The organism is Thermodesulfobacteriota bacterium (genome assembly GCA_030583865.1).
GTDB lineage: Bacteria > Desulfobacterota > GWC2-55-46 > GWC2-55-46 > GWC2-55-46 > UBA5799.
Genome location: CP129479.1, coordinates 1722255 through 1745605 on the forward strand (window position 1 = coordinate 1722255; position 23351 = coordinate 1745605).

The window sequence follows — 23351 nt, forward strand, 5'->3', positions numbered from 1 at the left end:
CAGCCGAAACTTCACCTAATTATAACTATTGTAACATTCTTTCATGTTTTGTCCCGTTTGTCCACTGTTTCCCGAAATTTCCTGGGCCCCCGGCTCGCTTGCCCGTCATTTTCAGCTCTGATATACTCAACTGGATTTTATATTATTTCGGTTCCCACTGAACGCACACCCGTAGCCGCAAAATGACCTCTCAGGGTCTGAGCAAGGGTCTTGACGCCTTAGCCTGATAGGAGGAGCGATGCCCCCTGAATTCCTGAACCTCATAGGCGGGAAATGGTCCGCCGCCTCGTCGGGGAAGACGATCGAGAGCGTAAACCCTGCGGATACCGGCGACATAGTCGGCCTTGTCCCGGCTTCAGGAAAAGAGGAGGTCGACAGGGCGGTGGCGGCGGCACGGGAGGCCTACGAGGGCTGGCGCCTTACTCCCGCGCCCAAGCGCGGGGAGATACTATTCAGGGCCGCGGAGCTGCTTCTTAAGCACAAGGACGAGCTTTCAAGGCTCGTAACGAGGGAGATGGGGAAGATACTCCCCGAGGGCATGGGAGACGTGCAGGAGGCCATTGACATGGCCTACTACATGGCGGGGGAAGGCAGGAGGCTGTCCGGCGAGACCGTCCCTTCAGAGCTGTTCGCAAAGGACTGCAAGTCGCTCCGCGTACCCATAGGCGTATTCGCGCTAATAACCCCCTGGAACTTCCCGACCGCCATCCCCGCGTGGAAGATATTCCCCTGCATGATAGCCGGGAATACCGCTGTCTTCAAGCCGTCGAGCTACACGCCCATAGCCGCGGCAAGGCTCGTGGAGCTAATCGCCGAATCCGGCCTCCCGCCCGGCGTACTCAACCTCGTACACGGGACCGGGGATGATACCGGGGAGTACCTTGCCACGCACCCTGGAGTTGACGGGGTCTCCTTCACGGGGTCGTCTGCCGTGGGCGAGAGGCTTGCCAAGCTCTGCAGCGGCCTGGAAAAGGAGATATCCTGCGAGATGGGCGGAAAAAACCCCATCATCGTCATGGACGACGCAAGGCTCGACCTCGCGGTCGAGGGCGCGCTCTGGGGGGCCTTCGGCACTTCCGGGCAGAGGTGCACTGCGGCGAGCAGGCTCATCGTCCATGAGAAGGTCTACGACCGCTTCCTCGGGATGTTCCTCGACGCGGCCCGGAGGCTCAAGACAGGGCGCGGGCTCGACCCCGGCACCCACATGGGGCCGGTCATAAACGAGGCCCAGATGAAGAAGGTTCTGGGCTATATTGAAATCGGCAAGAAGGAAGGCGCGAGGCTCGTCCTCGGAGGCAACAGGCTTGATGACGGAAACTACTCGAAAGGCTTCTTCATAGAGCCGACCGTGTTCGCGGACGTGTCCCCGGAGATGAGGATAGCCCAGGAGGAGATATTCGGCCCCGTCGCCTCGGTCATCAGGTCAAAAGACCTGAAGGACGCCATAGGGATAGCGAACGGGGTCCGGTACGGCCTTTCGTCTTCGATATACACCCAGGACGTGAATAGCTCGGCCATAGCAGAGCGCGACCTCGAAGCCGGGATAGTCTACATAAACGCGCCGACAATCGGGGCCGAGGTGCAGCTCCCGTTCGGCGGGACGAAAAGGAGCGGGCTCGGCAGGAAGGAGGCGGGCGGAAGGGGCGGCTCGCTCGACATGTTCACGAAATGGAAGGTCGTATACAGGGACTTCAGCGGCCGCCTCCAGAAAGCCCAGATAGACAAGGAGTGAAACCGGCGGGCAAAAGGGACAAACGTCCGTTTTTGATCTGGAAAGGACCCGGGTCTTAAACCTCTTCAACCACCTCCCCTTTTTTGCTATAATCCGAAAAAATCAGACTGGAGGGGGGTATGGACCCGGTGCATTTCACAGGCAAGGAAGTTCTCGACATGGCTGTCAGGATAGAGGAAAACGGGATGCGTTTCTACGCGGACGCGTCGAAGGGCGCAAGCAGCAAGGAATTGAAGGCGCTCTTCAAGGCCCTTTCCGAGGAGGAAGGCACCCACATAAAGCTCTTCCTCGAACTCAAGAAGCTCTTGACCGATGAGACGTCCAACGGGTTCGACCCGTATCTCGAAGAGGCGCAGCAGTACCTCAAGACCATGGCCGACGGCGAGGTCTTCACGAACCCGGACGCGGGCAAGGAAGCGGCTGGCGCCGTGAAGAACGAGGAAGAGGCCCTCAAGATGGCGATAGACATGGAGAAGGACTCGCTCCTCTTCTACTACGAGCTTGAGAGGATGATAAGAGAGAAGGACAGGAAGGTCATAGATTCCCTTATAGAGCAGGAAAAGGAGCATGTGAGGAAACTCACCGCGATACAGGCGAGCCTCTTCGGGAAATAAGCGGCTCTTTTCAGGCAGGCAATTCAAAACATTACAAGGAGCGTTCGGATGGTACAATACGTCAAGACCTATTCCTGTCCCACATGCAGCGGGCTCGCGAGCGGACGCGGCCACCTCTGCCACCCGAGGACCGAGGGCCTGCCGTTCGTGTGCGAGTTCTGCGGCAAGGAAGTCTCCGACCCCAGGCACGTCTGCCCCAAGATGGTCGACGAGATCGAGTACGTCTGCAAGAAATGCGGCAGGCTCGCCATCTACGACTCCCTCCTCTGCGAGCCCCAGCCGATAGACACGGAATGAAGCCGGAGCCGGATGGCGCAGGCCGTCCGGCTTGCATTCCATCCTTCCCGGAATGAACTGAAGGCAACCTCAAAAATCTCAGATTTTCCCCGCGATCAATACGCAGAGTCCGGGGAATAAATCGATCTCAAAATCTTATTCAGGCTGCTCAAAAAGCTCAAGATGCAAGGAGTCGAAAATGAGGGCTGAGGCATACTTTTATTGTACGCCGGAATGTCCAATTTTGAAGACAACGCCTTGAAGCGGGTTTTTCAGCAGCCTGTAGGGGATTCGGAGGCCCATGGGGAACGACCTTAAAGAGCGGGCGAAGAAACACATAACCCCGGCCCTTGTTTTCCACACCGACATAGAGGTCAAAAAGGCGGAAGGGCTCTATGTCGAATCGACCGGGGGGAAGAGGTACATGGACTTCTCCTCGGGCCTTGCGACCGCGAACCTGGGGCACTGCCCGCCAGAGGTGCTCGAAGCCGCCAGGCGCCAGATGGACTCTCTCGTCCATTCGGGCTGCATATTCAGGTACTCGTCGCAGGTCGAGCTTGCCGAAAGGCTTGCTGAGATAACCCCCGGCGCAATCGACATGTTCTTCTTCTCAAATAGCGGCGCGGAAGCTATAGAAGGGGCCATAAAGCTCGCGCGCTTTGCAACCGGGCGCCAGGGAATAATCAGCTTCACCGGCGGGTTCCACGGGAGGACGATGGGGGCCCTGACGCTTACGACCTCTGCCGCCAAATACAGGCGCGGCTTCCACCCTCTCTTGCCGTCCGTCTACCACGCGCCCTACCCTTACTGCTACCGCTGCCTGCTCGGGCATCAGAGGAAAGACTGCTCTCTCGAATGCTACGAATACCTCGAAGGCATCCTGAGGCACCAGATATCGCCTGAGGACGTTGCCTGCATGGTAATCGAGCCGGTACTGGGCGAAGGAGGATACGCCCCTCCGCCTCCAGAGGTCCTCTTCAGGCTCCGCGACCTCTGCTCAAGGCACGGCATCCTCCTTATCGCCGACGAGGTGCAGAGCGGTTTCGGCAGGACCGGGAGATGGTTCGCCTCCGAGCACTTCGGCCTTGAGCCTGACATAATCGTCATGGCAAAAGGCATAGCCTCGGGCTTTCCGCTGAGCGCCTTCGGGGCCTCAGCAAGCCTCATGTCAAAGTGGCCTCCCGGAGCGCACGGCACCACATTCGGCGGGAACCCGGTCTCCGCTGCCGCGGCTGTAGCTACAATCGACACAATAAGAAAAAGGGGCCTCCTTGAGAACTCCGCGAGGACCGGAGAGTACGCGCTATCCAGGCTGAACGACATGAAAAAGCGGCACAGCATAATCGGCGACGTGCGCGGGCTCGGCCTCATGATAGGCATCGAGTTCGTGAAGGAGGACGGAGGCCCTGATAAGGAAGGGCTCGAAAGGGTGATGGAACGGTGCCTGGATAACGGGCTAGTCATAATCGAGTGCGGCCCGGGAAAGAACGTCGCCCGCCTCATGCCGCCGCTCACCGTGACCAGGGAAGAGATGGACGCGGCGCTTTCCATATTCGAGGAGGCCCTTCCTTGAGCCGAAGGAAGCGCATTATCATCATGGGGGCCGCCGGACGGGACTTCCACAACTTCAACGTCCTCTACAGGGACGACCCTTCGATAGAGGTCGTCGCCTTCACCGCCGCCCAGATACCCTTTATCGAAAACCGGACCTACCCCCCTTCCCTCGCGGGCCCGCTCTATCCCGAAGGCATAAGGATATATCCGGAAGACGAGCTTCCGGAGCTTATTAAAAAATACGGGGCCGACGAGGTCGTCTTCTCCTACAGCGACGTCTCTTACGAATACGTCATGCAAAGGGCCGCGCTCGCAATCTCGCTGGGCGCGGGTTTTGTGCTACCCTCGGCAGAGGCCGCGATGATAAAGGCAGAAAGGCCGGTTATCTCGGTTTCTGCCGTGCGGACCGGGTGCGGCAAGAGCGGGGTAACGAGGTATATCGGTAAAAAACTCCTCCAAGCCGGGAAAAGGCCGGTTGCCATACGCCATCCCATGCCGTACGGCGACCTCGAGAGGCAGCGGCTGCAGAGGTTCTCATCCCGCGAGGATCTGGTAAAAGCGCAGTGCACTATTGAGGAGCTCGAGGAATACGAGCCGCTTGTCGAATCCGGCCTCGTTGTATACGCCGGGGTCGACTACAGGGCGATACTTGACGAGGCCGAAAAAGAAGGCAACATCATCCTCTGGGACGGCGGGAATAACGACCTCCCTTTCATCCGTCCGGATTTCGAGATTGTCGTCACTGACCCGCTAAGGCCGGGGCACGAACTCGGATATTACCCCGGGGAAGCGAACCTCCGGAGGGCGCATCTCGTGGTCGTCAACAAGGCCGGGAGCGCCGGGGCGGAGGTGGAGCTTGTCGCCTCGAACGCGAGGGCCGTAAACCCCCGCGCCACGATATTGAGGACCGATTCGGCGATAACTGTCGAGGGAGATATAAAGGGGAAGAAGGCGCTGGTCGTGGAGGACGGCCCCACCCTCACCCACGGAGGCATGGCCTTCGGCGCCGGGATTGCAGCAGCAAGGGCATTCGGGGCCGTGCCCGTGGACCCGAGGCCCTACGCCTCCGGCACGATAAAGGAGGCCTTCCGCAAATACCCGGACCTTCAAAACCTCCTGCCGGCGATGGGCTATTCGGAGGGGCAGAAAAAAGAGCTTCAGGAGATAATAGAGAAGACCCCTGCGGACCTGGTCCTCATAGCCACGCCTATAGACCTTTCCCGCGTCGTCCCGATAACGAAACCGGCTGTGCGAGTCCGCTATGAGATAGAGGAGATGGACAGGCCCGGGCTATGGGACGAGGTGCGCGCCTTCCTTTCAAAAACCGGATGAAGGATTTTCTCCTTATACTCGCCAGTAGATACATAGCAGGGACCGAGAGGCGGGACGCGATAGGCGCGGCAGCGGCCCTGAACGCTCTCGGTTTGAAGGCGACCATAGACAGCCTCGGAGAGAACGTAAATACCGCCGAAGAGGCCGCGCGCTCTGCCGAAGAGTACCTGGCCCTCCTCGCCGACATCAAAGAATCCGGCGTAGACTCTCACGTATCCTTGAAGCTAACGCATATGGGCCTTGCGCTATCGGATGAACTCGCCCGGAAGAACACGGAAAAAGTAGTGCAAAGAGCCGCTGACCTCGGGAACTTCGTCCGCATCGACATGGAGGGCTCGGCATTCACGCAGGCGACCATCGACATCTTTCTCGGACTGAGGGACAAATACCCGGACGTCGGAATCGCAATACAGAGCGCCCTTAAAAGGAGCATGGAAGACGCGAGGCGGGTCGCCGCTTCTGGCGGAAGCATCAGGCTCGTAAAGGGCGCGTACAAGGAGCCGCCGTCCATCGCCTTCGCCGACAAGAAAGACGTGGACAGGAGCTTTGAGCGTATCATGAAAGAGCTCCTCTTGAGCGATACCCGCCCAGCCATAGCCACCCACGACGAGAGGCTCATAGACGAAACCAAAAGGTTCGCGGAGGAAAAAGGCATCCCGAAGGGGGCGTTCGATTTCGAGATGCTACTCGGCATCAAAAGGACTCTCCAGAAGAGGCTTTCCGGCGAGGGATATGCCATGAGGGTCTATGTGCCTTATGGCAGGGACTGGCTACCGTACATGCTGAGGAGGGTCCGCGAGCGGAAGGAAAACGCCTGGTTCGTGCTGAGGAACATTCTCGATTGAAATATCGGGCAATCCATTCTATACTTTGGCGATTGATTGAGGCTGCTGAGTGACAATGGCATCGCGGGGGGTCACGAATGGGGATGGACAAAACTATCGGAGGCCTTCTTGCGATGCGTGAGATAACCGACTGGCTGTGCCGGGTCGAGGCAGCCGCGGCTGAGGCATACGGGCTCGCGGCCTCGGTGTTTTCCGAGGACGAGGAATTCGTCCGGCTGCTCCACAAGCTCAAGGCAGACGAACTGGAGCACTATAAGGCCGCCAGGAAGGCTTCGGAGCTTATTGCGGGCGGGATAGACCTGCCCTGCATATTGTCCCTTGACCGCGCTGACATGGAGTATGTGGAAGACTTTCTCCTCTTCCTCAAGGGCAGGATAATGGCGGGCAAGATGACCAAGGAGGGCCTGCTCCATTATATCATCACCATAGAATCCAAGGAATGCAACGACTTCATGTCCTATGTGGTCAACTGGCTTTTCAGGGAGGGCCATTTGGACGGAAATGCGGAAGAGCTCGTCTTCGGGCACAGGAAGAGACTGGAGGATTATGTCGAGTCATTGAACTGGGACCCGCTCATCCAAAGGCTCGAAACCGGTTTTTCGCCGCTACGCGGCAAGAGGCTCCTCGTGGTCTCCCGCGATGGGCTGCTCGAGGAAGGCCTTAAGGCCATATACTCCGGCGTGGAGGTCGTCCTCGACAGCGCAGTGACCGGTAAAGAGGCCCTCGACAGGATTGGCCAATGCGGGTATTCCGCCGTCATGGCCGACGAAGACGTATCCGGCCTTGACCAGGAGTTATTCCCAGCGGCCACGGGGCTCCGCCCGGAGCTGAAAGACAGGCTCATTCTCCTTACGCGAAAACCGGCCTCAGACCCCTCGTTCACGTTAGACGGGCTCAGGGTCCTTCGCAAACCTGCGAGGGTACAGGAGATAAAAAACGCGCTTAATGAAATTGCCTGAGCGCCCTCGCCTTATCGTTCGACTCGCGCTTCCGGCCTATTCCGCATTTCACCTACTGCTTCCGGGTATACGTAATCTCCATCATCTTCTCTTCCTTTCCTCCGACGGGCGTGCCGTACATCTCGAAGGTCACGGTATTGTCGTCCACGAGCCTGCATGTGGAACGCCATTCGGTCGGGCCCTTGACCGGGTCGTCATAGCGGCTCCGCTGTGTGAAGCCCTTGCCGTCTTTATCGATCGGGCCCTCGAAGTAGTATATGGCCGTGCCCATCGAGTCCATCCAGGTGGAGACGAACTTCTTTGTGTTGTTGTCGTATCCCGTGAAGCCCAGGCCGTTGAAGGTGCCGCCCATCCACTCGCCTGTGGACTCCTGCTGAAGGATCCTCCCTCCGAGTATCATCTTCTGCTCGCACGTGCCTGATGATTCCTCAGGCGGCATGCCGGGCTCCCATGATTTCGTCTTCGTATTCCAGCTCCCGGCCATGCGGGAGAGCAACGCATGCGGCGCTCCCGGGGTGCCGAGCTTTATGTAAAGCTCCTTCATGGCCTCGGGGTCCATCTTTCTTTCAGGCTTTCTCTCGGTAGCCATAAAAGCCTCCTTTCAATGCATACCATTACATCATAATTAAGAATATGCGCGGGATGGGGTGGTGTCAAGACGGGAGGGGCGTTGAATGTCATTCCGAAGGAAATCGCTTGTCATCCTGAGCGGAGCGAAGAATCTGCTTTGGGAGGAGTTAAAAATCCCTCTTTTCTAAAGGAAGATTAGATACAGTTAATCTCCCCCGCCCCTCTTTAAAAAAGAGGGGAAAAGCCTTTGCAGGGTGCGACGCTTCGCGCACAAAGTCCTTTGAATTCCAAGGGCAGATGGATTCAAAAAAAGGGCTCACGGAAAAGGGTTACCGCATATCAGTGGTGCGCATAGCGCACCCTACGGAACTGGTGCGCACAACGCACCCCTACGTATTCATCATTACATTAAGGTGGATTAGAATCTTTCAAAACATTCCAGCAGAGAACTCCAAAATCATTTGCCGCCTGTGATAGTTTTTCGTCTGCTGTAACAAAGATACCTTTACTTGCAAATTCAAATCTGCAATGATTCAAAAAAAGAGCGTCAAGAAAGTCAACATCGTATTTTTTTACAATCTCAGAAGATTCTCCGAAGTACTTGGACAATGACAAATCATGCAGAACAAGCCGCTTGTTATCAATTTTGTATCTGATTCTGTTAATCAGCAAAAGATATCCATCCACAGAAAGCACTCCATCACGAAACCATTTTCTTTTCAACACTCCAAATACTTCCCCAATACAATATTCAGAAGTATGGATTCGTATACCAGGTTGCCTTGATAAATATGATTGCAAAATTTCCGTTCCAGGCTCATTTAATTCATTCGCCAACAATTTAAAAAGCGCACATGTATCTAAGAACAAATTGGCGTACTTGGCAGATTTATCCTCTGCAATGAATTTAGGAGGGTTATTTATGTTCATAAAAGACTACCCCCTCCCGCACTCCTCCTTGCTTCCCTTTATCTTCTCTATCGTGTGATTTAGGGCGGGCATGACTACCGCTAAGTTTTCGCGTACGGCCCTGGGACTTCCGGGTAGGTTAATTATGAGGGAGCATTTCCGTATCCCGCAGACCGCGCGGGATATCATTGCGTTGGGGGTCTTCTTGAGGCTCTCGGCGCGCATGGCCTCCGACATCCCGGGGAGCTCCCTTTCGATTACGGCCTTTGTGGCCTCGGGGGTCACGTCCCTGGGGGTTACGCCGGTGCCGCCGGTAGTGAGGATGAGGTCCAGATTCAGAACATCGGCGTATTCGATGAGCTTGGCCTTGATTATGTCCGTCTCGTCCGGGATGACCTCATAGGCCTTTACCTCGGCGGGGAGCGTCTTTATCATGCGCTCGATCTCGGCGCCGCTAAGGTCTTCCCTTTCGCCGCGCGAGCCCTTGTCGCTCATAGTGAGTATTCCGACTGTTACCATGACATGACTCTCCTAAGGAAGCTCTGATTAATTCACAAATGTTGTCATTCTGAGCGCAGCGAAGAAGCTCGTATTTAGAAAATCAGCAACTTACGAGATTCTTCGGTCGCTTACGCTCCCTCAGAATGAAAGAAAACGGAATAAATCAGACCTTACCTAATGTTGCTTAAAACTCAACTCACATGCAGGCTGCTCAAAAAGCTCCAGATGCGAGGCGTCGAGGAGCGAGGAATGAGGCGTACTTTTCGTGTACGCCGCAGTGACGAGCGACGAAGACAACGAAGCAGATGGACTTTTTCAGTAGCCTGCTTAAGGCGTCTCCGAGACCCAGACATCCCCCTTCGAGGTCGTCTCGCTCTTCCAGATGGGGGTCGTCCTCTTGAGCTCGGTTATGGCCCACTCGCAGGCCATGAAGGAGTCGTTCCTGTGCGCGGAGGCGGCGACGATAAGGACGATGTTCTCGCCTATGTCTATCTTCCCTGTCCTGTGGACTATGCCCATCTCTATTATGTTGAAGTTCCTGAGGGCCCTCTCCCTTATGTCCGCGAGCTTCTTCTCGGCCATCACCGGATAATGCTCGAATGAAAGGCCGGTTATGGTCTCGCCCTTGGAGAAGTCCCTTGCCGCGCCTAAAAAAGTGACCACCGCGCCGATGCCATTTGAGGCGGCGGTCACACGGCGCACCTCCTCGTCAATGGAGAAGTCCTTTTCCTGTATCCTTACGAGATCTGACATCAGGTTATCACTCCCTGCTCAAGGAAAGTTGAAAAGATATAGCTCCCCTTTTTTCTAATTAGGGGCAGGGGAGATTATTTGGGTGCGCTATGCGCACCATTATAAATCCCCCTCATTCCCCCTTTAGGAAAGGGGGTAATTCAATTGGCCCCGAAAAGTCTTTAAGCCTACCCGCCCGAGAAAGGCGGCAAAAATCCCACCTCGTCGCCGTCCTTCACGACTGCGTCTTTCTCAGCGAACTCCTGGTTTATGGAGACGAGCACCGAGCGGCTGTCAAGGAGCCCCTTGAGCGCCGGGAAGTCCCTTTTGATGAGGGACTTGAGCTCGTCAAGCGGCAGAGGCGAGCTTATGTCGTATTCCTTTATCTCAGTCTTCGCAAGCCCCTTGAGCATGGCGAAGAACCTTACGGTTACCATTGCTGACCCAGTCCCTTCAGTTCAGTGTCCTGGACCCTGTTCAAGTCCAATTTGACCCTGTTCGAGGCCTTTGCGAATAGCTCGGCAAAAGAGTCGCCCTCCCTCGGGAAGGTGGCATACCCGTAGAGTATGTCGGCCCTGCCCTCGGAAAAGGCGCTCTTGAAGGCCGGCTCGTTCGCTATGACCGCTGATATGGAATGGAGGAGCCTTGTGACCTTCTCGTCGGTATCGAGGAAGAGGAAGCCGAAGGTCTCCTCGTTGAGCCTTATTACTATATCGAAGCTACGGGTCTTTTTCCGTATCTCGCCTATGAGCCTCGTCTCGAAATCGGATTTCCCGGTGCCCATGTCCTTGAGGCCCGCGACCCTTATCGTAGCCAGCACCAGGCCCCTGTCGAACCTCCTTGCGCGGTTAAGCTCCTGCTCGACCTTCTCCTCGAAGATGGTTAGGGGCGCAGGGCCCGTAGCCTCGGCCTCTTTCGAGGCCTCCTTCGGCGCTGGCGCGTGCATGTTGGCGAGAGCTTTTTCCGCGTACACGCAGAAGCGGGAGAGTATCTCGAGGTCCTGCTTCGTGAAGCCGCACGGGAAGATCGAATTGTCCCCGGTCTTGTTGAAGAGCGAGATGACCGCGACCGTCTCCTCGCCTATCATAATGGGCTTCGAGAGGACCGACCTTATGTAAGGGCTCGCCTCCTCGGAAAACTCGCGCATTACCGGCTCTTTTCTCCGGAGGACCTCCATGACCGTTTCCTTCTCGAACGGAAGGAAGTAGTCCCGGACTGCCGCGTCGTCGAGCCCGTAGGTGGCCGCGGTCTGGAACCTCTTGGAGCCGGCCTGCTTTATCCTGAGGAGCGCCCCCTCCGCCCCGAGTATGACGGCGGGGGTGGTGGCGATAATGGTGACGAGCTTCTTCGGGTCCTTCATGGATATCATCTCAAGGCCCGCTTCGTCCACGGCGAACATCTTCCTTGAGCGGAGCTTGTCCTTCTCGCTCTGCTTGTGCTTCCATATGCTCTCGGCAAGGAGGGTCCTTATGTCCTTCAGGAAAGACTCGTGGTAGACCGAAAGCCCGCCGTGGGATATTATCTGCCCGTTCAGGGTGCCCACGAGCCGCCCCTTGGTTATCATGGGAAGCGAAAGATAGACCTTCTTTATCTGACCGTGCTCGGTCCTGTCGACAAGGAAGGTGTCGACCACCCCGTCGAGCGACGCGCCCTCTATGCCCTCGCCCGGGCGGAGCGTAAGGAGCCCGAGGCCCTTGGTGTCCCTGATGCTCGAGGCCTGCAGCATGAGCCTTCCGGAGTCGTCGTCCAGGATGTAGATGAAGCAGGTCAGCCCCGGCACTATCTCCACGAGCCTCTTGCATACGGCGCTCAGGCGCTTCTCCATCGGCTGGTTGGAGGACATGAGCGAGTCCACCTCTTTCCAGAAGGTGAACTTGGCGGAATCCACCCGGAGCTTCTCGTACTCGTTCGACCTCTGTATGACCTCGGCGGCCAGACCGGCAAGGCTCGTAAGGAAGTTAAGGTCTTCCTCAGTGAAGACGTGGGTCGATTCGCTCGAGCTTACGTTTATGACGCCGATTACCTCGCCGTTTACGACGAGCGGGACAGACATTGCGCTCTTTACGTCGCTACGGTCCATTGGACGCGAGAACTGCCCTGACTTGGCCTTTCCGCTCAAGAGCAAGGGCTTTGCCGTGCCGGCGACCTTCCCGGAGACGCCCTCGCCCACCGAGACCCGTATCTTCCTCACGACCTCCTCGTCCATGCCCTTCGCGATCTCGACCCTCAGCATCTTCTCGTCGTTCATGAGCATTATCGAGCCGCGCTCGGCGCGGGTGGACTCTGTCGCGAGCTTCAAGATAACGGAGAGGAGCTCTTTCCTGTCTATGGTGAGCCTTACGGCGTCCACTATCTCGCGGAAGGAGGTGAGTAGGTTGGCCTGCTCGTGCACCTTGTCCTGGCAGTGCCCGTCGTGCGCGGTCGAGGCCCTCACGCCCCATATGAGCCTGGTGGAAAGCGGGCCGAGCTTCTCGACGTCCCTGAACTCCGGCGATTCGAGGAACTTTTCGGTTGCCTGGTCCTGGAGCGCGTTCACGATTACGTCGAGGTCGGGGATTTTCTTGAGGCTTTCGAGGTCGGTGGTCGTCTCTACGTTGAACCTCGAGGCTATGCGGTATCCCAGCTCCTTCAATTTGAAGAGCATGGCGTTCCTGTTCGGGTCGGCTATGAGGCGGATGCGCGTACGCTGGTCCCCGAGGAGAATGGGCAGGAGCTTCAATCCTTCCTTGTTCGCGCCTATCAGGGCTATGTTCTTGACCTCGGCGGGCATACTCAGGACTTCTCCAGTATCTCAAGCTCTATGAGCCTGTTCATGAGCCTTATGGACTCAAGGTCCCCTACGTTCCCCCCGGCCCGCACGTCCTTGCCCCTGGTTTCGTCAAGCCTCCGGAGGCCTTCGAGTATGAGCCCCTCAGAGGACTCGTTTATGGTCCTGTCGTGCGTGACGGCGTCAGGCTCCACCTCGAACTCGCCGTCCTTCCACGCAAGGAGCTGGAAGAAGCCCTCCGCGCCGAGTGCGTCCCTGTAAACGGCGTGCACTACCTGGCCGTCCTTTAGATACACACGCCCGTAACCGAGCTCCGAGCCGAGGTGTATGGCGACCGTCTTCCGTTCCGCATTGAAGATCTGGATTATGTCCACGAGGCTCATGTCCCTGAGCCTGCCCTTGACGCCCACGCCCGCCTCCCGGCCCCGGAAAAGGGCCCTTTTAACCGTTTTATTTTATCCTAAAACCCTTATTTTTTCTACCCTTCGCGCCAGGCCCTATTCCCTTACCTGGCCTTCGCCGAAGATTATGAATTTGCGGGTAGTAAGCTCCTCAAGCCCCATCGGGCCGAAGGCGTGTATCTTGGTGGTCGATATGCCTATCTCCGCGCCGAGCCCGAGCTGGAAACCGTCCGAAAACCTCGTCGAGGCGTTGACGAGCACGGTCGAGGAGTTGACCTCTCGGAGAAACCTCTGGGCGTTGCCGTAGTCGCTCGTGACTATCGATTCGGTATGGAGCGAACCGTACCGCGCTATGTGCCCTATGGCCTCGTCCATGCCGTCGACCACCTTTACCGCGAGTATGAGGTCGAGGTACTCGGATCCCCAGTCCTCTTCGGTCGCGGGGACGGCGTCTTTCAAAATCTCCCTCGTCCTTTCGCAGCCCCTCACTTCCACCCCGGCGGCCTTGTATTTTTCATACATGGAAGGCAGGAACTTCACGGCTGCGTCCTTATGGACGAGGAGCGTCTCCATCGCGTTGCATACGCCAGGCCTCTGGACCTTGGCGTTGAAGGCTATCCTCTCGGCCATCCCGAGGTCGGCTGAAGAGTCGACAAATACGTGGCAGACCCCCTTATAGTGCTTTATTACAGGTATTTTCGAGTTCTCGACTACGAACCTTATGAGCCCCTCGCCTCCCCTCGGTATTATGAGGTCGATCTCCTCCTCGAGCTTCAGCATCTCGAGGACGGCCTCCCTCTCAATCGTGGGTATGACCTGTATCGCGCCCGAAGGCACGCCGGCTTCTGCGCATGCCTCCTTCAGCACTTTTGCGATGGCGTTGTTGGAGTTAATGGCTTCGCTCCCGCCCCGCAGTATCACGGCGTTCCCGGACTTAAGGCAGAGGCCTGCCGCGTCCGCGGTCACGTTCGGCCTGGACTCGTAGATAATGCCTATCACCCCGATGGGGATGCGCATCCTACCGACCATGAGGCCGTTCGGCCTCTTCTGCATCCCGGTTATCTCTCCCACCGGGTCGGGCAGGGCCGCGACTTCCTTGAGCCCGGCTGCCATGGAGCCTATGACCTTATCCGAGAGCGTGAGCCTCTCGACCATTGCCTTCTGAAGGCCCTTGGCCGTGGCAGCCTCCACGTCCTTCCGGTTTTCCTTCTTTAGAAAGTCCGAGGCGACCAAAAGCCCCTCGGCCATATTCACAAGGGCCCGGTTCTTTGCGGCAGTATCGAGCCTTGCCACACCGTAAGAGGCCTCTTTAGCAGCCTTTGCAATCCCCAGGACGCTATCCCTTACAGACATGAAAATCTCCTTGAGAAAATAAATGTAACTACCTTGTTTTTCTCCGGTTTTCCATTCCGAAAGGGGCATCCAAAATGGCGGGGCGATTTGGCCGCGCTCTATGCCGATACGATACTATCGGTAGGAACCCCCCAAGGGTTTAGGAAAAACACGCATTTACATTCCAGGGTGCCTCTAAAAAGAGGCCCCCTCAATCAGAGCACGACCAGGTTGTCCCTGTGGATGACCTCGTCATAGACCTTGTATCCGAGGACGCCCACCACGTCGGCGGTCTTGAGGCCCTTTATCCTCTTTATCTCGGATGAGCTGTAGTTTGCGACCCCCCTCGCGAACTCCATCCCCGACTGGTCCACGCAGTGGACTACCTCCCCGGCCTCGAATGCGCCGTCGACCTCGCTTATGCCGGAGGGCAGCAGGCTCCTCCCCTTTTCAAGGAGAGCGTCCCTTGCGCCGTTGTCTACGAAGACCCTTCCGGTGGGCCGCGCGGAGAAGGCTATCCAGTGCTTCTTGCTTGTCAGCCTGTCCTCCTTGGGGAGAAATAGCGTGCCCTCGTCCTCGCCGGCCATTACGCGGGAGATTACGCCCGGCCTGTTCCCGTTTGCGATGACCGTCGCGGCCCCGAAGTGGGCCGCGAGCCTTGCGGCCTCGCACTTGGACCTTATGCCGCCGGTGCCGAGCCGGTTCGCTGAATTTGCCATCGAGTCGGTCCTCAAGGCGTCGACGTCCTCGACCACGTGCACCTTTTTCGCGTCAGGGAACGCCTTTGGGTCCTTTTCATAGAGCCCGTCTATGTCGGAGAGTATGAGAAGGAGGTCGGCCTCGACCAGGTTCGTGGCAAGGGCCGAGAGTGCGTCGTTGTCGCCGAACTTTATCTCCTCCACGGCCACGGTGTCGTTCTCGTTTATGACAGGCACTATGCCGAGCCTGAAAAGGGCAGTGAGGGTATTGCGGGCGTTAAGGAAGCGCTTGCGGCTCCCCAGGTCGTCGTGGGTAAGGAGCACCTGCGCGGCCTTCTCTTCAACCGCCGAGAACGCGCTGTCGTACATGGCCATGAGCGAGCCCTGCCCCACGGCGGCGGCGGCCTGCCGCTCGGGGATGGCAACGGGCCTATCCCTCATGCCGAGCCTTCTCATGCCGAGGGCGATGGCGCCCGAGCTTACTACCGCTGTCTCCCTGCCCGAGGTCTTAAGCTCCTTTATCGCGGAGGCGAGCCTTGCGAATATGTCCGCGCCGTCAACGGGCGGTGCGGCTATTACGGCGCTCCCGACCTTTATTACGACCCTGCGGGCCTTCTTTGCTATCTTCTTCCTTAAGTCCTTCACCTTGCCTCGGATGCTCCCCCGCCCTTTGAGGCGGATACCTCCCTGCCGACGTAGTTCACAAGCTCCTTAAGGCCTTTTCCCGTGGCTGCTGAGATCGGAAATACCTTTATACCCAAACCGTTAAAAAATTTCAATAACTCCGCGACCTTCTCCTCGGCCTCCGGTATGTCGGTCTTGTTGAGCGCAACCACCTGGGGCCTCTCCGCCAGCTCGGCCTTGAAGGCCCGCAGCTCCCGGTTCACTACCTCGAAGTCCTCTTTCGGGTCCCTGCCCGACACGGGAGAGAGGTCTATGACATGGATGAATATGCTCGTCCGCTCGATGTGCTTCAAAAACCTCACGCCGAGCCCCTTGCCCTCGTGCGCCCCTTCTATGAGGCCCGGGATGTCGGCCACGACGAACCCGCCAAAATCTCCGAATTTCACAATGCCGAGGTTCGGGACGAGGGTCGTGAAGGGGTAATCGGCAATCCTGGGCTTTGCAGCCGAGATATGTGAGATCAGGGTCGATTTCCCGGCGTTCGGAAAGCCTATTATGCCGACGTCGGCAAGGAGCTTGAGCTCTAATTTAAGATTTTTCTCCTCGCCCGGCTCGCCGGGCTGGGCGAACCTGGGCGTCTGGTGGGTGGAGGTCGCGAAATGGGCGTTCCCCTTGCCGCCCCTTCCGCCACGCGATACCAGGTACTCCTGGCCGTCCGCCACGAGGTCGGCGAGCGCCTCCCCGGTGTCCGCGTCCTTTACGACAGTGCCAACGGGCACGTTTATCCTCAAGTCAAGCCCGTCCCTGCCGCTGCACATGCTGCCCATGCCGTGCTGGCCGCGCTCCGCCTTGTATTCGCGCTTGTACTTGAAGTCAAGGAGGCTCGCGAGCCTGCCCTCGGCAATGAGGAGGACGTCGCCGCCCCTTCCGCCGTTGCCGCCGTCAGGGCCGCCCTTGGGCACGTATTTCTCGCGCCTGAAGCTGACGCAGCCCCTGCCGCCGTCGCCGGCCTTTACGTATATCTTTGCCTCGTCTATGAACTTCATCTTTATAATTCCGTTCGGCGCTCACGCGGATTGCCTCCGGTAAGGCACGTTTTATTTACAAGAGACCTTTTAACGCGCTGGAGCGCTGTGCGCGCCATGAATTGTCCGCTCCGCTTATGCCCGGACTACTTCTTAAATATAAAAAAGCGCTGAAATGCAAAAAGGGCGGATGGAAAGACTGAAAAAGCCTCTCCTTTCCGCCCTTATGAATGATTTTTCCAGACCCTTTTCTACTGCGGAAGGATGTTTACGACCTTCTTGGCTCCCCTGTCCTCGAACTGGACCACCCCGCTTACCTTCGCGAATATGGTGAAGTCCCTGCCCATGCCTGCGTTCGAGCCGGGGTATACCTTGCTCCCCACCTGCCTGACTATTATGGAGCCGGCGGAGACGGCCTGGCCCGAGAAGCGCTTGACACCCCTTCTCTGGCCGTTCGAGTCCCTGCCGTTCCTTGAGCTTCCGCCCGCCTTTTTATGTGCCACTGTAAAACCTCCTGAAAGCCTTAAAATATCAAGACCTGATTTCCTGTATCTTTATGCTGGTGAAGGGCTGCCTGTGACCCTGGCGCTTGTCGTAGCCCTTCCTCCTCTTCTTCTTGTAGATGATAACCTTCTTGTCCCTGTCCTGGGTGAGTATCTCGGCGACGACTACCGCCCCCTCCACCCTCGGGGAGCCCACCTTTATGCTCTCTCCCTCGCCGACAGCAAGCACGTCGGAAAGCTCTATTCTCGCGCCGGGCTCGCCGGAGAGCTTCTCAACGTTCAGGACGTCTCCTTCCGAGACCCTGTACTGCTTTCCGCCTGTTTTAATGACCGCATACATCTTCTAATGCCCTCCAGGAATCTATTCCAAGCCTTTTGAATGTTAAATAATAACGGTTTTGGAAACCCGTGTCAAGCCCTTTGTCACAGGGTGCAAGGCGACCCGCGCCTGGTGCAATCCGGCCTTGCAAACACATCTCGGATATTCTATCCTGTCTCCTAACAAAAACAAATCATTAAATATTTCCATAGAGAGCCAGCCTGCTCAGTATCGCAGCCTGAAGACCATGCCGCCAGTAAGAGAGCTCCGGAAAGACCATATCGTACTCGCCTTTTTTTTCGTAACCGGCCTTACCGGCCTCGCCTACGAGGTCGTGTGGATACGGCTTCTGATACTCTCCTTCGGCTCCACCCAGTTCGCGGTCACCACGGTCCTTTCGACCTTCATGGCCGGGCTCGCGCTCGGGAGCGCCATTTTCGGCAGGGTCGTCGACCGCTCCGACGCTCCCCTCAGGACCTACGCCGTCCTCATAATAGCGCTCGGGGCATACTGCATCGCCTCGCCCCTGGTCTTCAGCCTCGTAAAGGGCGTCTACCTTTACGCCTCGCCCATAACCGGGGATTCCACTTACAGGGCCGGTTTCGAGCCGGCGCAGTTCGGGCTGTCGCTCCTGGCCCTTATCGTCCCTACGACGCTCATGGGCGGCACCCTGCCAGCCGTTGTCAAACACTTCGCATCTACAGAGAGGATCGGTTTCCATATAGCCGTCCCGTATGCCGTAAACACACTCGGGGCTGTAACGGGCTGCCTCGCCACGGGGCTCTTTTCGCTTTACTACCTCGGCGTTAGCTCGACCCTTTACCTGGCAGGGGCGGTGGACATCATCGCCGGGCTCCTGTTACTCGCTTTTTTCAGGCATGACGGCGCGCGGAAGGCGGGCCCGGCGCCGGTGGCGGAAGCTCCTTGCGCCCAGGAGGCAGGCGCCGCAAAAATGAGGCTGAACGCCTTCATCATATCCGCCTTCTTCCTTTCCGGCTTCGCGAGCCTCGCCTATGAAGTCCTCTGGACGCGGATACTCTCGCTTGTCCTGGGCTCGTCAGTGTACGCGTTCACCATAATGCTCTCGACATTTCTCGCAGGGATCGGCCTCGGGAGCATCGCCTTCGCCCCGCTCGTGGACAGGTTGAGGCGGCCCGTATTCTGGTTCGCGCTCCTCGAAGCCGTGATAGGCCTATTCGCCCTCGCCTCCATATTCCTTTATAAAGAGCTCCCGTTCGTGTTCTTCAACCTGAAGCAGGCCTTCGGCGAGAGGTTCTGGCTCTTCCTCGTCTTCAAGTTCCTCATGGCCTCAATGGTCATGATAGTGCCCGCGCTCGCGATGGGCGCCCTATTCCCGCTCGTCAACAGGATATATTCGGAGGGGCGCCGGTCAATCGGAAAGAGGGTCGGGAACGTCTACTTCTTCAACACCTCCGGAGCGATACTCGGCTCTTTCTCCGGCGGCTTTATCCTCATCCCCTGGCTCGGGGCCCAGAACGGGGTCGTCCTCATAGCGGCCCTCAATATGGCGATATGCATTTCCGCGCTGGCCTTCTCAGGCCTTTCCGCCTCATGGAAATCCCGGTGGGCGGCCGCGTTTGCGGCAATTTACATCGTGACGGCCCTAATGCTCCCGTCATGGGAAAGGCAGGCCATGACGACTGGGATGTACGCAAACGATTACGGGAATACAGGCGGAAAGGCTTCCTTCAGGGACTGGGCATTCAACGACAAACTCCTCTACTATAACGAGGGGCTTAACGCCGTCATAACCGTCCGGAGCTCAGGGCCCGACGGCGAGACGCTCACCTACCAGGCGAACGGGAAACAGGAGGCCAGAAGCGACCGGGGGAAGCCCCCGGCAAGCTGGACGGTGCTCGGCCACATCCCGGCCATACTACACCGCGGGGACCCCCGGGACGCGCTCCTCATAGGCCTCGGCTCGGGCGTGACCCTCGGCATGTTGGAGCTTTACCCTTTCAGTGCCTTCGACGTGGTCGAGCTCGAGCCCGCCGTAGTGGACGCGGCAAGGTTCTTCTCCAGGGCAAACAACAACGCGCTGGAAGACCCCAGGGTGCGCCTCCATGTGACCGACGGCAGGAGCTTCCTCTCGTCGGTCAAGCGCAAATACGACGTCATCGTGTCGGGCGTTTCAGACCCCTGGATCTCCGGGGTCTCGAACCTTTTCACATACGACTATTTCATGGAGCTCAAGGGCAGGCTGAATGATGGCGGCATAGTGGCGGTCTGGTTTTCCAATTACAACAGCACGCCCGAGGACTTCAAAACAGGCCTCAACTCCTTTGCCGCCGCTTTCCCGCACGCGAGCGTATGGTTCCATTTCAGGGAGTCCCTCGACCTGGTGGTCATCGGGAGCGTCGGGGAGCACCCGGTCGACATGGCGCGCCTCAGGGCAGTCTTCGCGGACCGAAGGATAAGGGAGAGCCTTCAAAGCGTGGACATGAACACACCCTACGACTTCTTCGGCCTGCACCTTGCCGGCGATGCGGAACTCCGTAAATACATAGGGGACTCCGTCATAAACACGGACGAGAGGCCGGTACTCGAATTCTCTCTCCCGAAGAGCCTTTACAGGAAGGTGACCGGCCCGGACAGGGTCGCGGAGCTACTTGAATCTGCCGGATGGGAAGCGCCGGGAGTGGTCCTCCGTGGAGAGGAGCCCGGGGAATTCTATCTTAACCTCGGGAAGAGCTACAACCAGTACGCGTTCAGGCTCGAACAGGCCCGCCGGGCTTTCCTAAGGTCGCTCGAATCAGACCCCGGCAATGCGGAAGCGCGGGTTTACGCCGAAAGGCTCGGAAAAGAGCTCGGCCGCTGACCCCTCCTTTCCTCCCCTCCTTGCAAAACACGGCAAAATCGGCAAGAATCACATTGTATGGACCGGGGCGGAGGAGAAAGAAAATATATCTTCGGGCTCAACCGGAACGTATTCTATACCGGTTTCGTGAGCATGCTGATGGACATCTCTTCAGAGATGGTCTATCCGCTCCTGCCTCTTTTCCTCACGACGGTACTAGGCGCCACAAAGACCGCCGTAGGCATAATCGAGGGCATAGCCGAGACCACTGCCTCGATCCTCAAGATCTTCTCGGGCTGGCTCTCTGACAAGCTCGGCAAAAGGAAGCTCCTCATGGGCGCGGGCTACGGCATATCCGCCGTGAGCAGGCCCCTCATCGCGATCGCGACAGCGTGGTCGCACGTGCTCGGCGCTCGGTTCATAGACAGGGTCGGCAAGGGCACCAGGACCGCCCCGCGTGACGCGATAATCGCAGACTCGACGGAAAAGGAGAAGCTCGGCCTGGCGTTCGGCTTCCACAGGTCGATGGATACCGTGGGGGCCATAATAGGCCCGGGCATCGCGTTCCTTATACTCCTTTTCTTCGTAGGCAACCTCCGGCTCGTGTTCCTCCTCTCGACCATACCGGCCCTTATATCCGTCCTGGTCATAATAATTTTCATAACCGAAAAAAAGAGGACCAGAGAGGAGGCCGCGAGGCTACCGAGGTTCTCGATATCCGATTTCGACGGCCCGTTCAGGCGCTACCTTGTGGTAGTCGGGATTTTCTCGCTCGGATATTTCGCCGACGCCTTCGTGATACTCAGGGCCGAAGACCTGGGGGTGAGTAGCGCCCTCATCCCGATAATATATCTCGCTTTCAATATCGTCTACGCGCTTTCTTCGACGCCAATGGGGGCGCTCGCAGACAAGATAGGCCTCCGGCGCATGGTGCTGGCCGGCTTCGTTTATTACTCCGTTATATTCGTCCTCATCGCCTTCTCTACCGAAGCACTCCACATCTGGATATTATTCCCGCTCTACGGCATATTCAAGGGCATGAGCGAGGGGACACTCCGGGCCTACCTCGCGACCCTCGCCCCGCCGGAGCGGAAGGCCACGGCATTCGGCGTGTACCATACGGTGGTCGGCCTCATGCTCCTTCCGGCAAGCGTGATGGCAGGATACCTCTGGGACAACGTGGGCCCGGAAGCGACCTTCCTTTACGGAAGCGGCATGTCCGCCTTAGCCGCCCTTGTTTTCGTGGTATTCAGGCCGGGGAAGGGATGAGATGGCCGGCGCGGCTTGAGACGCCGCGACAGTGCGGGAAAGGTTTACTTCGCGGAGCTTGCCCTTGACGTCGCCGAATAGGATCACGCCCTTGGCGACGGCCTGCACAGGCAGCATCCCGTTGGTGAAATTTATCTCTATCTCGCCGTTCTTGGAGCCGAAGAGGTCCTTGTCTATCCGGGCGTCCGCCAGGTAGTCGGAGGTCCTCCTTTTTCTTTTCTTCTTAAGCTCCTTTTCAGGCACTATCCTTATGCTTATCTCGGGGAAGCGGCCGTCCCTGGGAAAGCTCGCTATATTGTAGACGCGACCTTCCTCTATTTTACCGTACGACCCGAACCTGAAGTTATAGAAGGCGGCTATGGGGTCATCGACGAACATGCCCTCCGGTATGTCCGCCGCACCCTCCTTATCCTTCTTTTCGCCCTTCCAATAGTCCCAGATCACGGTCATTTTCGCGTAATCCACGGTATGGACCGACCTTTTCCTGTCCTTCCCGTCTATCTCGACCTCTTTCTCGAAGCGCTCGGTCACGAACCTTTTGCCGTCGTCGGTCATCCTGAGAGTTGCGATATACTTATCCCGCCTGTGGCGCAAAATCGTTCCCACGAAGCCCGAGGTCTGGGCCGTAAGGGTCGCCGTGTACAGGCCGCCTTCCCCCTCCTCTATCTTGAGCCTGCCTTCAGCGACGTCGTCGAATATCCAGAAACCTATCTCATAGACGAGTTCCTCGCCGGCAAAGGCCTGGCCTATCGTCTTTTCGTTTCCGGACCCCGCATGCAGGGGGGCGGCTGTCGATGAGAGGAGAAGTAAAACCAGACTTAAGCTGAAAAGGCACTTGATTGAATTACGCATGGGTTTTATTTTAAAGAATTTCAGGAGGTAAATCAAGCAAATACAAACGCGAGCCCGGCCCGGGGTTGCGCTGGCCGGTTCTTGACATATAATTGTTGGAAGGGATGCTTCATTTCCATGTCATCGGTATGGGAATAGTCTGCGTCCCGCCAACCGGCAGTCAAATAAACCCCAACGAGGAGGAGAATGAAATGAAGAGGTCAACTCTTTCAGCCGTAGCCGTATCGTTTTTCCTGTCCGCATTCGCCGTAGCGCCGGCTATTTCCAACGCGCAGGATATGACCGCCCAGCAGAGGCAGCAGCAGATGCAGCAGCCCATGACCCAGCAGCAGGCCGTGCAGCAGACGCAGCAGGCGATAGACAACCTCAAATCGGCCCTCAAGACCTTCCAGCAGCAGCAACAGGCCGCGGCAGATGACGAGCACATCAAGGAGGCGGTAAGCAACACCGAAGAGGCGATAGAGAACGCCGAGAAGGCCCTTGAGCACGCGAGGCTTTCCCAGCCCCAGGCAGGCGCAGGGCAGCAGCCCCGCGCAACACCCGGCTCGGAGCGCGGCACGACCGGCGGCGGGATGTAAGAGAGCCCAGCCTGGACTTTAAATCCAGGGCCCAAGGGAACGATAGCGCCTGAACGTTGGCACACTGGCAATAATCAGAGGGACGGGCAAAAACCCGTCCCTTTCTTTTTTCATCCTGTTCGCTTCCGGAGCGCCCATGCC

Annotated in this window: 23 protein-coding genes; 10 read left to right on the forward strand and 13 right to left on the reverse strand. The window is 57.6% G+C overall.

The genetic code is table 11. The features are described from left to right. Positions 1–238: 238 nt before the first annotated feature. From QY316_08180 to QY316_08210, 7 genes are all read left to right on the forward strand, one after another. Positions 239–1732 (forward strand): aldehyde dehydrogenase family protein, encoded by a 1494-nt coding sequence (locus QY316_08180; protein ID WKZ31899.1) that lies wholly within the window; start codon positions 239–241, stop codon positions 1730–1732. Between the two features lie 119 nt (positions 1733–1851). Next, positions 1852–2346: a ferritin family protein gene (locus tag QY316_08185; GenBank protein ID WKZ31900.1), complete on the forward strand. Its 495-nt coding sequence runs from the start codon at positions 1852–1854 to the stop codon at positions 2344–2346. 48 nt (positions 2347–2394) lie between these two features. Then, positions 2395–2643, forward strand: coding sequence for a hypothetical protein (locus QY316_08190; GenBank protein ID WKZ31901.1), 249 nt, complete (start codon positions 2395–2397; stop codon positions 2641–2643). Between the two features lie 280 nt (positions 2644–2923). Continuing rightward, the gene (locus QY316_08195) at positions 2924–4195 is read left to right on the forward strand and encodes an aspartate aminotransferase family protein (GenBank protein ID WKZ31902.1); all 1272 of its coding nucleotides are present in this window, start codon (positions 2924–2926) and stop codon (positions 4193–4195) included. 23 nt (positions 4196–4218) lie between these two features. After that, the gene (locus QY316_08200; GenBank protein ID WKZ34099.1) at positions 4219–5508 is read left to right on the forward strand and encodes a GTPase; all 1290 of its coding nucleotides are present in this window, start codon (positions 4219–4221) and stop codon (positions 5506–5508) included. Continuing rightward, the gene (locus QY316_08205; GenBank protein ID WKZ31903.1) at positions 5505–6353 is read left to right on the forward strand and encodes a proline dehydrogenase family protein; all 849 of its coding nucleotides are present in this window, start codon (positions 5505–5507) and stop codon (positions 6351–6353) included. Before QY316_08200 ends, QY316_08205 begins: the two co-directional genes overlap by 4 nt. An 83-nt stretch (positions 6354–6436) precedes the next feature. Beyond that, complete coding sequence (locus QY316_08210) at positions 6437–7312, forward strand: hypothetical protein (protein ID WKZ31904.1); 876 nt, start codon at positions 6437–6439, stop codon at positions 7310–7312. 52 nt (positions 7313–7364) lie between these two features. Here the strand turns inward: QY316_08210 and QY316_08215 are convergent, their stop codons facing one another. The 12 genes from QY316_08215 to rplU form a co-directional block, all read right to left on the reverse strand. Further along, positions 7365–7901 (reverse strand): DUF1579 domain-containing protein, encoded by a 537-nt coding sequence (locus QY316_08215; protein WKZ31905.1) that lies wholly within the window; start codon positions 7899–7901, stop codon positions 7365–7367. A gap of 389 nt (positions 7902–8290) precedes the next feature. Continuing rightward, positions 8291–8812 (reverse strand): type II toxin-antitoxin system VapC family toxin, encoded by a 522-nt coding sequence (locus QY316_08220; protein WKZ31906.1) that lies wholly within the window; start codon positions 8810–8812, stop codon positions 8291–8293. A gap of 6 nt (positions 8813–8818) precedes the next feature. Continuing rightward, positions 8819–9310, reverse strand: coding sequence for a molybdopterin adenylyltransferase (gene mog / locus QY316_08225; GenBank protein WKZ31907.1), 492 nt, complete (start codon positions 9308–9310; stop codon positions 8819–8821). Positions 9311–9619: 309 nt separating this feature from the next. After that, entirely contained in the window at positions 9620–10045 is a 426-nt protein-coding gene (locus QY316_08230) for a molybdenum cofactor biosynthesis protein MoaE (GenBank protein WKZ31908.1), read from the reverse strand. A 167-nt stretch (positions 10046–10212) separates the two neighbouring features. After that, a complete protein-coding gene (locus QY316_08235; GenBank protein WKZ31909.1) occupies positions 10213–10461 on the reverse strand; it encodes a MoaD/ThiS family protein in 249 nt (82 codons plus the stop codon). Then, positions 10455–12794 (reverse strand): GAF domain-containing protein, encoded by a 2340-nt coding sequence (locus QY316_08240; protein WKZ31910.1) that lies wholly within the window; start codon positions 12792–12794, stop codon positions 10455–10457. The genes QY316_08235 and QY316_08240 overlap by 7 nt, the downstream gene beginning before the upstream one ends. 2 nt (positions 12795–12796) lie before the next feature. Further along, a complete protein-coding gene (locus QY316_08245) occupies positions 12797–13201 on the reverse strand; it encodes a DUF4388 domain-containing protein (GenBank protein ID WKZ31911.1) in 405 nt (134 codons plus the stop codon). 87 nt (positions 13202–13288) lie between these two features. Continuing rightward, the gene (locus tag QY316_08250) at positions 13289–14545 is read right to left on the reverse strand and encodes a glutamate-5-semialdehyde dehydrogenase (GenBank protein WKZ31912.1); all 1257 of its coding nucleotides are present in this window, start codon (positions 14543–14545) and stop codon (positions 13289–13291) included. Between the two features lie 194 nt (positions 14546–14739). Continuing rightward, positions 14740–15867, reverse strand: a complete 1128-nt coding sequence (proB, locus tag QY316_08255; protein ID WKZ31913.1) for a glutamate 5-kinase — start codon at positions 15865–15867, stop codon at positions 14740–14742. After that, a complete protein-coding gene (gene obgE / locus QY316_08260; GenBank protein WKZ31914.1) occupies positions 15864–16892 on the reverse strand; it encodes a GTPase ObgE in 1029 nt (342 codons plus the stop codon). The genes proB and obgE overlap by 4 nt, the downstream gene beginning before the upstream one ends. 230 nt (positions 16893–17122) lie before the next feature. Next, positions 17123–17374, reverse strand: coding sequence for a 50S ribosomal protein L27 (gene rpmA, locus QY316_08265; protein ID WKZ31915.1), 252 nt, complete (start codon positions 17372–17374; stop codon positions 17123–17125). Between the two features lie 28 nt (positions 17375–17402). Further along, a complete protein-coding gene (gene rplU, locus QY316_08270) occupies positions 17403–17714 on the reverse strand; it encodes a 50S ribosomal protein L21 (protein WKZ31916.1) in 312 nt (103 codons plus the stop codon). Between the two features lie 226 nt (positions 17715–17940). On the opposite strand from rplU, the gene QY316_08275 reads away from it, so the two are divergent. Both QY316_08275 and QY316_08280 read left to right on the forward strand, forming a co-directional pair. Beyond that, positions 17941–20532 (forward strand): fused MFS/spermidine synthase, encoded by a 2592-nt coding sequence (locus QY316_08275; protein ID WKZ31917.1) that lies wholly within the window; start codon positions 17941–17943, stop codon positions 20530–20532. A 57-nt stretch (positions 20533–20589) separates the two neighbouring features. Further along, positions 20590–21780, forward strand: coding sequence for an MFS transporter (locus tag QY316_08280; GenBank protein WKZ31918.1), 1191 nt, complete (start codon positions 20590–20592; stop codon positions 21778–21780). Here the strand turns inward: QY316_08280 and QY316_08285 are convergent. Next, on the reverse strand, positions 21736–22632 hold the full coding sequence (locus QY316_08285) for a DUF3108 domain-containing protein (protein WKZ31919.1): 897 nt from the start codon (positions 22630–22632) through the stop codon (positions 21736–21738). The genes QY316_08280 and QY316_08285 overlap by 45 nt on opposite strands. A 191-nt stretch (positions 22633–22823) precedes the next feature. Between QY316_08285 and QY316_08290 the strand changes: the two genes are divergently transcribed. Further along, entirely contained in the window at positions 22824–23210 is a 387-nt protein-coding gene (locus QY316_08290; protein ID WKZ31920.1) for a hypothetical protein, read from the forward strand. Positions 23211–23351: the final 141 nt, after the last annotated feature.

Excerpts from the sequence above, each read along its gene's own strand:
- QY316_08240 (WKZ31910.1), bottom strand. The coding sequence starts at position 12,794 with ATGCCCGCCGAGGTCAAGAACATAGCCCTGATAGGCGCGAACAAGGAA.
- mog (WKZ31907.1), bottom strand. The coding sequence starts at position 9,310 with ATGGTAACAGTCGGAATACTCACTATGAGCGACAAGGGCTCGCGCGGC.
- QY316_08195 (WKZ31902.1), top strand. The coding sequence starts at position 2,924 with ATGGGGAACGACCTTAAAGAGCGGGCGAAGAAACACATAACCCCGGCC.
- QY316_08230 (WKZ31908.1), bottom strand. The coding sequence starts at position 10,045 with ATGTCAGATCTCGTAAGGATACAGGAAAAGGACTTCTCCATTGACGAG.
- QY316_08280 (WKZ31918.1), top strand. The coding sequence starts at position 20,590 with ATGGACCGGGGCGGAGGAGAAAGAAAATATATCTTCGGGCTCAACCGG.
- QY316_08250 (WKZ31912.1), bottom strand. The coding sequence starts at position 14,545 with ATGTCTGTAAGGGATAGCGTCCTGGGGATTGCAAAGGCTGCTAAAGAG.
- QY316_08185 (WKZ31900.1), top strand. The coding sequence starts at position 1,852 with ATGGACCCGGTGCATTTCACAGGCAAGGAAGTTCTCGACATGGCTGTC.
- QY316_08220 (WKZ31906.1), bottom strand. The coding sequence starts at position 8,812 with ATGAACATAAATAACCCTCCTAAATTCATTGCAGAGGATAAATCTGCC.
- QY316_08200 (WKZ34099.1), top strand. The coding sequence starts at position 4,219 with ATGGGGGCCGCCGGACGGGACTTCCACAACTTCAACGTCCTCTACAGG.
- QY316_08235 (WKZ31909.1), bottom strand. The coding sequence starts at position 10,461 with ATGGTAACCGTAAGGTTCTTCGCCATGCTCAAGGGGCTTGCGAAGACT.
- obgE (WKZ31914.1), bottom strand. The coding sequence starts at position 16,892 with ATGAAGTTCATAGACGAGGCAAAGATATACGTAAAGGCCGGCGACGGC.
- QY316_08215 (WKZ31905.1), bottom strand. The coding sequence starts at position 7,901 with ATGGCTACCGAGAGAAAGCCTGAAAGAAAGATGGACCCCGAGGCCATG.
- QY316_08180 (WKZ31899.1), top strand. The coding sequence starts at position 239 with ATGCCCCCTGAATTCCTGAACCTCATAGGCGGGAAATGGTCCGCCGCC.
- QY316_08290 (WKZ31920.1), top strand. The coding sequence starts at position 22,824 with ATGAAGAGGTCAACTCTTTCAGCCGTAGCCGTATCGTTTTTCCTGTCC.
- QY316_08275 (WKZ31917.1), top strand. The coding sequence starts at position 17,941 with ATGCCGCCAGTAAGAGAGCTCCGGAAAGACCATATCGTACTCGCCTTT.
- rplU (WKZ31916.1), bottom strand. The coding sequence starts at position 17,714 with ATGTATGCGGTCATTAAAACAGGCGGAAAGCAGTACAGGGTCTCGGAA.
- QY316_08285 (WKZ31919.1), bottom strand. The coding sequence starts at position 22,632 with ATGCGTAATTCAATCAAGTGCCTTTTCAGCTTAAGTCTGGTTTTACTT.
- QY316_08205 (WKZ31903.1), top strand. The coding sequence starts at position 5,505 with ATGAAGGATTTTCTCCTTATACTCGCCAGTAGATACATAGCAGGGACC.
- QY316_08210 (WKZ31904.1), top strand. The coding sequence starts at position 6,437 with ATGGACAAAACTATCGGAGGCCTTCTTGCGATGCGTGAGATAACCGAC.
- QY316_08190 (WKZ31901.1), top strand. The coding sequence starts at position 2,395 with ATGGTACAATACGTCAAGACCTATTCCTGTCCCACATGCAGCGGGCTC.